General features: G+C 36.0%; 12 protein-coding genes and 1 tRNA gene. 8 read left to right on the top strand and 5 right to left on the bottom strand.

The window, feature by feature from the left end:
- The 5 genes from JEP71_RS10155 to JEP71_RS10135 all read left to right on the top strand — a co-directional run.
- A partial coding sequence (locus JEP71_RS10155; protein WP_198626176.1) for a DNA cytosine methyltransferase occupies positions 1–313 on the top strand: 313 nt, incomplete at its 5' end.
- A gap of 270 nt (positions 314–583) precedes the next feature.
- On the top strand, positions 584–895 hold the full coding sequence (locus JEP71_RS10150; RefSeq protein WP_109849925.1) for a DUF2591 family protein: 312 nt from the start codon (positions 584–586) through the stop codon (positions 893–895).
- The gene (locus JEP71_RS10145; protein WP_160230128.1) at positions 882–1,484 is read left to right on the top strand and encodes an MT-A70 family methyltransferase; all 603 of its coding nucleotides are present in this window, start codon (positions 882–884) and stop codon (positions 1,482–1,484) included. The genes JEP71_RS10150 and JEP71_RS10145 overlap by 14 nt, the downstream gene beginning before the upstream one ends.
- Positions 1,485–1,568: 84 nt before the next feature.
- Positions 1,569–1,763, top strand: a complete 195-nt coding sequence (locus JEP71_RS10140) for a hypothetical protein (RefSeq protein WP_098943689.1) — start codon at positions 1,569–1,571, stop codon at positions 1,761–1,763.
- Positions 1,764–1,792: 29 nt separating this feature from the next.
- Complete coding sequence (locus JEP71_RS10135; RefSeq protein ID WP_063693452.1) at positions 1,793–1,999, top strand: helix-turn-helix transcriptional regulator; 207 nt, start codon at positions 1,793–1,795, stop codon at positions 1,997–1,999.
- Between the two features lie 3 nt (positions 2,000–2,002).
- Here the strand turns inward: JEP71_RS10135 and JEP71_RS10130 are convergent, their stop codons facing one another.
- On the bottom strand, positions 2,003–3,187 hold the full coding sequence (locus JEP71_RS10130; RefSeq protein ID WP_109849951.1) for a tyrosine-type recombinase/integrase: 1,185 nt from the start codon (positions 3,185–3,187) through the stop codon (positions 2,003–2,005).
- A 165-nt stretch (positions 3,188–3,352) separates the two neighbouring features.
- Positions 3,353–3,440 (bottom strand) — tRNA-Ser (locus tag JEP71_RS10125).
- 182 nt (positions 3,441–3,622) lie between these two features.
- Between JEP71_RS10125 and tusE the strand changes: the two genes are divergently transcribed.
- A complete protein-coding gene (tusE, locus tag JEP71_RS10120) occupies positions 3,623–3,952 on the top strand; it encodes a sulfurtransferase TusE (RefSeq protein WP_023581360.1) in 330 nt (109 codons plus the stop codon).
- A gap of 34 nt (positions 3,953–3,986) precedes the next feature.
- On the opposite strand, the gene JEP71_RS10115 is transcribed toward tusE, so the two are convergent.
- A complete protein-coding gene (locus JEP71_RS10115; protein ID WP_198620525.1) occupies positions 3,987–4,268 on the bottom strand; it encodes an acylphosphatase in 282 nt (93 codons plus the stop codon).
- Between the two features lie 196 nt (positions 4,269–4,464).
- Between JEP71_RS10115 and hspQ the strand changes: the two genes are divergently transcribed.
- Positions 4,465–4,785: a heat shock protein HspQ gene (gene hspQ / locus JEP71_RS10110; protein ID WP_006537351.1), complete on the top strand. Its 321-nt coding sequence runs from the start codon at positions 4,465–4,467 to the stop codon at positions 4,783–4,785.
- A 79-nt stretch (positions 4,786–4,864) separates the two neighbouring features.
- Here the strand turns inward: hspQ and JEP71_RS10105 are convergent, their stop codons facing one another.
- Positions 4,865–5,278 (bottom strand): CoA-binding protein, encoded by a 414-nt coding sequence (locus JEP71_RS10105; RefSeq protein WP_109373556.1) that lies wholly within the window; start codon positions 5,276–5,278, stop codon positions 4,865–4,867.
- A gap of 137 nt (positions 5,279–5,415) precedes the next feature.
- Between JEP71_RS10105 and JEP71_RS10100 the strand changes: the two genes are divergently transcribed.
- Entirely contained in the window at positions 5,416–5,874 is a 459-nt protein-coding gene (locus JEP71_RS10100) for a methylglyoxal synthase (protein WP_075673145.1), read from the top strand.
- A 2-nt stretch (positions 5,875–5,876) separates the two neighbouring features.
- Here the strand turns inward: JEP71_RS10100 and helD are convergent, their stop codons facing one another.
- Positions 5,877–7,928: a DNA helicase IV gene (helD, locus tag JEP71_RS10095; RefSeq protein WP_198620524.1), complete on the bottom strand. Its 2,052-nt coding sequence runs from the start codon at positions 7,926–7,928 to the stop codon at positions 5,877–5,879.
- Positions 7,929–8,000: the final 72 nt, after the last annotated feature.

Raw genomic sequence — 8,000 nt, 5'->3', positions numbered from 1 at the left:
GAAAGTTGCAATTAGAAATAAGAGTAAAACTGTTCGCTCATCTGGGCGCAACTCTTATGATAGACATGAATGGGATTCTATTAGTAACTGTCATTATCGAAAATTAACACCGACAGAATGCGCTAGATTACAAACATTCCCCGATGGCTGGTGTGAAAATATAGTTTCAAACTCACAATCATATAAATGCTATGGCAATGCTTGGACTGTTGATGTTATTGCTCACATATTTAAATGTGCATACAGAGAAAATAAATACGAAGCTATTCGTCCTGTTGTTAATTACGAACAATCATGTAATGCCAATATCTGAGAATTTATATACGCAATCGAAATACAATAAACGCGCTGAATATTTAATGTCAGTGAGGGATTTAACTATTATTTGTGGTGAGGTGATGAGAGGTGAATGAATTAAAAGAGGAAATAATTAATCTTCTAAAATACAACAAATTGACAAAGGCTGAATTATATTACTTATGTAGTCCTGAATACTCTAAAAGTCAGGTTAGTTGTGTAATTGGTCATTTAGAAGCAGGTGGAATTATCAGGAAAGGAATTTGCGAATATTGGGAGATAATCAATGAATAGCTATAATAAGTACACCGACCTTCAAATTAATGAATTAGTTGCTACAAGGTTAAAGAAGAAATGCTTATTAACGGAAGAATCTGTATTAGCTTATATGGATAGCGGCTATCGGACTTTCGACCCATGCAATAACCCTACTGACGCAATGCCGATTATTATTGAGAATGAAATATCGATGATTAAAAGCTCAGGTGGCTGGATGTGCTGCCATGGTTCAGTTGGTCAGGTTGAGCGTGAAAGCTTATACCGTGGCGCTATGGAATTATTCTTAATGATTAAGGATGCGAAGAATGAAAAAATATGACTTGATATTGTGCGATCCACCTTGGTCTTACAATAACAAAGTTTCAAATGGCGCAGCAGATAATCATTACAACACCACCGATTTATATTCCCTCTCTCGATTACCAATAGAAAAACACTCCTCTAAAAATGCCGTACTGTTTATGTGGTACACCGGAAACTTTGCACTCGAAGCAATTAAATTAACCGAAGCATGGGATTTTAAAGTTAAAAACATGTTCGGGTTCGCATGGGTGAAATTAAATAAAAATGCAGGAGATAGAATAAATAAAAAACCACCAGAAGATTTCTTTGACTTTATGGAAATATTAAACAATAAGACGAAGATTAATTGCGGTAATTACACTCGTCAAAATATTGAAATGTGTTTAATAGCCACAAGAGATAATGGATTACCTCGTAAGTCTGCAAGTGTTAGGCAAGTTATTTATTCATGTCTTGGTGAGCATAGCGAAAAGCCAAAAGAAATACATTATAGGTTAGAAGAATTATACGGAGATGTTCCTCGACTCGAATTATTTGCACGAGAGAAATATGGTGATTGGGATGTATATGGCAACCAAGTAGAAGGAAGCATTAAATTAATATAGATGAATTATGACATTTACTGAACTTGCAGGGCTAATAGCATTATGTGTACTTATTTATTTAATTGAAACAAGACAAGCGTAATTATGGATATTATTGACTCAGCAAATGAAATAAACGAATTACATATTCAAACATCATTATCAAATCGTAAACCAGCAATTAAATCTCATAACGGAATGTGTATTTGGTGTCACGAAGAACCTGTTGCACCTAATAGTGCATATTGCAGTAAAGATTGTGGTGATGATCATGAGCAATATAAACGGAAGAATGGATAGTATTACGAAATTACAAAAGGAAGAGAAAGATGGAATATAAATTATTACGCTTGGATGAAGTTTTAGATAGAACGGGATATAGCAAGTCATGGACTTACAAATTAATAGATAAAGGAGAGTTTCCAAAGCAGGTAAAAATAGGATCACGTTCGGTTCGTTTTATTGAAAGCGAAGTGGATGAATGGATAGAGCAACGAATTAATAATGCTCGTTGCCCTGAAAATACCCTCAATTGAATTTTATTTCTTTTTACTTCTCAGCTCATCTATATAATCAGCATACCACTGCATCATCTCCCTTCTACCCTCCAAATACAGCGCATGGTTATAAGTGCCACGGATAGAGTTTTTATCAACATGAGCAAGTTGTAACTCTATCCACGCTGTATTAAATCCTTTCTCATGCAATATTGTACTCATGGTATGTCTAAATCCGTGACCAGTGGCCCTTCCTCTATAACCCATTCTGCCAATCATTGTATTTATTGCCATTTCAGACAAATGTTTCTTATGATTAGTTCGACTAGGGAAGATATACTGATAATCACCAGATATTGGCTGTATTTGACGTAGTAAAGAAATTACCTGATCTGACATTGGCACAACATGCACCCTGCCCATCTTCATTATTTTTTCTGGTAGCTTCCATGTTTTGCTTTCAAAATCTATAAATGACCATTCTGATTTTCTTAACTCTCCTGGTCTTAAACCGGTAAGCATTAATATATTTAAAGCAGTTCTTACGATCTGACTTCCTTGATACTTGTCTACTGAAGATAAAAACTCAGGCAATTCATCAGCCAATAAATATGGATAATTTTCTCGTTGATGTGGAATAAACGCGCTGGCTAAATCTGGTGCAGGGTTATATTCAGCTCGTCCAGTGATGATGGCGTATTTCCAAACCTCACCACAGCGCTGACGAACTTTTTTTAATTTCTCTGTAACGCCACGCTTTTCCATTATTGAAAGCACTTCCAGCAATTCGAGAGGTTTAATCTCTGCTATTGGGCGATCTCCAATGTATGGGAAAACATCATTTTCAAATGCCTCCATCATGTCATTACGGTAACCCTCAGACCATCGGTCTTTTCTTCCCTCATACCACTCTAGAGCAATGCTTTTAAATGTATTGCTTCCATCAAACTTTGAATCCCTTTTCTTATCCTTCTTTATCTTGTTAGGATCAACGCCATCAGATAACTGCCGTTTTGCGTCATCCCTTTTCTTTCTGGCTTCCGCTAGAGTTATTGTTGGGTAGACACCGATAGCTAGAACTTTTTCTTTGCCATCTATACGGTATTTTAATCTCCAATATTTACTTCCTGATTTTGTAACTAATAGATATAAACCTCCTCCATCGAATAGTTTGTAGTCCTTTTCTTTTGGCTTACTGCTATCAACCTGCTTAACTGTTAGTTTCATATTGGGGGTATTAAATATTAAGGGGGTATAATGTCCCCCCATTTGTACCCCAAAAAAATGGAGCTTTCAAGAGACATAAAGAGACTTCAGGAGACAATGATTTAGTACGAAGGTTTGATTTTACTGGGATTAGGAGACTTCAGGAGACGCTAGGAGATGTTGAGATGGCGGAGGAGGAGAGATTCGAACTCTCGGATGGTTTCCCATCGGCGGTTTTCAAGACCGCTGCCTTCAGCCGCTCGGCCACCCCTCCGCAATGGGGAGCAATATAAACACCTAGGCTTATGTTGTAAAGCCCTTATTGTACTGTTTGCCGTAAAATTAAACGCATTACAAGTCAATGGCTTAATTTATCAACGATTTATGGGTTCTACTTGGGTATTTTCCTTATTTTTGCTAAATTAGCGGTATTATTTTTGATTGGTTGCTACGCACATGTTTGTATTTAACGGAAAAGAAATCGAGACAGATAGTCACGGTTATTTAAAAAATAGCAATGAGTGGAATGAAGATATGGTTCCAACATTAGCTGAACTAGAGGAAATTGAGCTTACAGAACAACATTGGGAGATTATCCGTTTTGTTCGCCAGTTTTATTTAGAATTTAATACCTCCCCTGCTATTCGGATGTTAGTAAAAGCGCTTGCACAAAAATATGGCGATGAAAAAGGAAATAGCCGTTATCTTTATCGTTTGTTTCCTAAAGGCCCTGCAAAACAAGCGACAAAACTTGCTGGTTTACCAAAACCCGTTAAATGTATTTAATATTATCTTTCGATAAAAGATCATTAAAATAGTATTACTCATAATGGCGGATTGAAAAGTCTGCCATTGGTTCATATTCACAAGATGTCGCTGACCAAAATGTAATTTTGGCACTTCTTGGGCCACCAGCTTCTAACCAATCTTCAAATTCTTTTAATACATTTTCTTCCGCAAAAGCCTTTACTCCCACGCTACCATCATCACGATTCCAAACATACCCTGTTATTGGCTGTTTTTTCATCCACTGATAAGTAAAAAAACGAAAACCAACACCTTGAACACGCCCTTGAATAATATATTCTCTACCGATTTTCATATACCCTTCTAGTAACCCTCTTCAAATAAAAATTCTGTCTAGGTTATTGTCTTTTCTTTATACAATAGATAATCTGATTTTGTGAGGTTTTTTATTCATAATGAAAGCAAAGGATTATATTTTTTCAAACCCTTGAAATTTCACTTTGTGACCTCATATATGTAACCAATAAGCAAGGCTATATGGAGGTGATACTATGATGACCGCCAGCAAATTTGGGATAGGACAGCAGGTTAGACATAAATTACTCGGCTACTTAGGCGTTGTTGTCGATGTGGATGCTGAATATTCCCTTGATCAACCTAATGAGGATGATATTGCATCTAATGTGACCTTGCGAGCAGCACCTTGGTACCATGTTGTGATGGAAGATGATGAAGGACAACCTGTTCATACTTATCTTGCTGAAGCGCAGATAACCTATGAAGTTTCAGATGAACACTTAGATAATGACTCATTAGATGAGTTATCACAGTCAATTCGTAGCCAATTACAGGCACCACGATTAAGAAATTAACCCAATTAATCTACATAACCAGTAATCTGAATGAAATGATAATCGCCGAATTTGTTTTCGGCGATTTTATTTTAGCGTATTACCAAGGAAGACCATGTGCTTCAATTTCTTTTTTAGGACAACGATCCATTACCACACGTAACCCTGCATCTTCGGCTAAATTTTTAGCATCTTCATTAATAACACCAATCTGTAACCATAATACTTTGGCATTAATTTCAATGGCTTCTTGCGCAATTTCTAATGCTACGTCAGATTGACGAAAAACATCAACCATATCAACAGCAACAGGAATATCTTTTAATGAGGCATAGCATGGTTGCCCCAATAAGGTCTGCCCTGACATACCTGGATTGACAGGAATAACATCATAGCCTTGTTCTAATAGGAATTTCATGACTTTATAGCTTGGGCGATCTTCTTTATTACTCGCACCAACAAGCGCAATGGTTTTAACGCTTCTTAAAATGTCATAAATGTCTGAATCCACCATTTATCTACTCCGTTCATCATGAAGATTGAAAATATTATGATACATCATAGTATCTTGATCTGTTCATAGCTTCTAAGATAAAAAAAAGGTATTTTGAAAACTGGAATAATTACTATATTTATTTTTAAAGGTATCAAATGGAACAAATTGACCGCACGCTCTTAAAAGAAAAAAATATCGCGCTTGTTGCCCATGATCACTGTAAAAGCTCATTACTGGAATGGGTTGAAAATAATCGTGAACAACTGTCTCTACACAAGTTATTTGCAACAGGAACTACCGGTAATTTAATTAATCACCACACTGGCCTTACTGTTACTCAAATGCTAAGTGGTCCTATGGGTGGCGACCAACAAATAGGTGCAATGATCGCTGAAAAGAAAATTGATATTATGATTTTCTTTTGGGACCCATTAAATGCTGTTCCGCACGATCCCGATGTTAAAGCTCTTCTACGCTTAGCTACAGTTTGGAACATCCCAGTTGCAACAAATCGTGCAACTGCGAATTTTTTAATTTCATCACCTCTCTTTTCACAAGAATCTACAATTAAAATTCCAGATTATGAGGGTTATTTAAAAGAGAGATTAAAATAATCCTAAGGTTTTCGCTGTATAGGCACACCTTGAGATTTTAGTTCTGAAACAAAACAAGATGGCTGTTGTTTATTAAATAATAGCCATACTTGTTTTTTTGCTCTTGTTAAAGCGACATACATTAAGCGTCGCTCCTCTGCATTAGGATAATCTTCAACACTAGGCAGTAATGCCAATTCAATAATCGATTCTCTTGCTGGTGCTGGAAAAGCATCTTTGCCTTCTTGTAAACCTAAAATAATAACGTAATCCGCTTGTTGCCCTTTTGAAGCATGAAAAGTCATAAACTGTAGATCTAATTTAGGCCAACGTGTTTTCGCTTTTTTTAATAATTCTGGTTTTAAATAGTGATAACGAGCGAGTAAAAGGATAGTTTCATTTTCTTCTACGTAACCACTCATTTTATTTAATAGATTTTCAAGTTGATCATCAGATAACAGCACAACTGACTTTTTATTACCTTTCACTAAACTATTTAAAGGTTTAGATAATTGAGCTGGATTTTGTTGAATAAACGTATTGGCAACATTTCCTATCGTGTCATTAAAACGATAAGTCGTATCTAATGCACATTCAGCACCTTCCCCAAAAGAGTGATGGAAAGAAGTCGTTAATAATAATTCTGCGCCACTAAAACGATAAATGGCTTGCCAATCGTCTCCTACTGCAAATAGAGATGTTTGTTTATTTTGCTGTTTTAATGCGGTTAATAATGAAGCTCTTAATGGAGAAATATCTTGGAATTCATCAACGAGAATATGTTTCCAAGGACTAATAAAACGCCCTTTTTCAATAAGATTGATAGCTTGATGTAATAAGCCCGAAAAATCGATCGCATCTTCCTCTTTTAATGCAGTTTTCCAAGCTTTTAATAATGGAGATAATAATTTTAAATACTTTTTAAAGGCTTCTGTATATTCGGGTTGTACACTTTCAATCAGAGATTTTTGGCTACCGCCTTGCATCCTTAATAAACCAATCCAACGCTCTAATCTTACGGCAACTTGGTTTTCTAATTTTTTATCATGCCAAAACTCACCATCAGGAATATCCCACTCTAACTCCTGAGATAACCACTCTCGCCACCCTTTTGCTTGTGCTTTTTTCTGTTGGCACTGCTCTCGCCACTCACCTAATAATAGCGCTCTTCTTTTTTCACTATTTATTTCAAGCTCACTAATTTTGGGTTGTTTTTTAGTCGCTTGTTGAATAACGAATAATGCCAGTGCATGGAACGTTTTTGCCATAATATCGGCATTTAAACGACTAGAAAGTCTTTCATTCATTTCTTGTGCGGCTTTACGACCGAAAGCAAGTAATAAGATTTGATCTGGCTGTGCTAATTGACGACGTAATAACCAGCCTGCTCTCGCGACTAATACTGATGTTTTGCCACTGCCCGCACCAGCCAGAACAAGAATATTTTCTTCACCATTAATCACAGCACGACACTGCGATTCATTTAATGGCGATGATTCAATCGTATTAAAAAATTCCGCATACTCATTTAATATTTGAGTTACCCATGCAGAATTTTCTTTATTAATAAGTGCGTCACCTTGCTTTAACCATTCTAAACATTGCTGATAAAGAGTATGGCAATTATCAAATTGAGTAAGGCGTTCAAGAGGAAGGGGAATAGCAGAAAAGCTTTCTTTGATAGATTGTTGGATCTCAACAAGCTTAGACTTTTTTATCCATCTATTTGATTGAGTGATTTCATTAATATTATGGAGTTGCTTTTCAAGCACCTGAGCACTTATTTCGCTCATTTCTTTACTCCAATTTTGCCATGATTGATAAAGATAACGATAAAACTGCTGAGTTTCTTCCCAGTCTGTTCCATGCAATCGAACAACTTTATCTTCAGGCAATAAAAATTCTAATTCCCCCCACACAATTCCTTTTTTACAGAAAATATTAATCAATTCGTTAAAAGGAATTAAATACTGATGTTTTTCACCACTGACTTCAATACCAGCATTTAACAATTTGACTCTATTATAAGGATGCTGTGCTAAACGTTGTCCCATCGGGGTGGATTTCAGTTCCATACGTAATTCCTGCAATAAATAACAAATAGTCTGTTGTTAAGCTCTTTTTAATCGGTGATAAACCCTATATTC

The organism is Proteus sp. PR00224, from assembly GCF_016238105.1.
GTDB lineage: Bacteria > Pseudomonadota > Gammaproteobacteria > Enterobacterales > Enterobacteriaceae > Proteus.
Note: the sequence above shows the minus strand (reverse complement) of the source record. Positions and strands in the feature narration are given on the sequence as shown.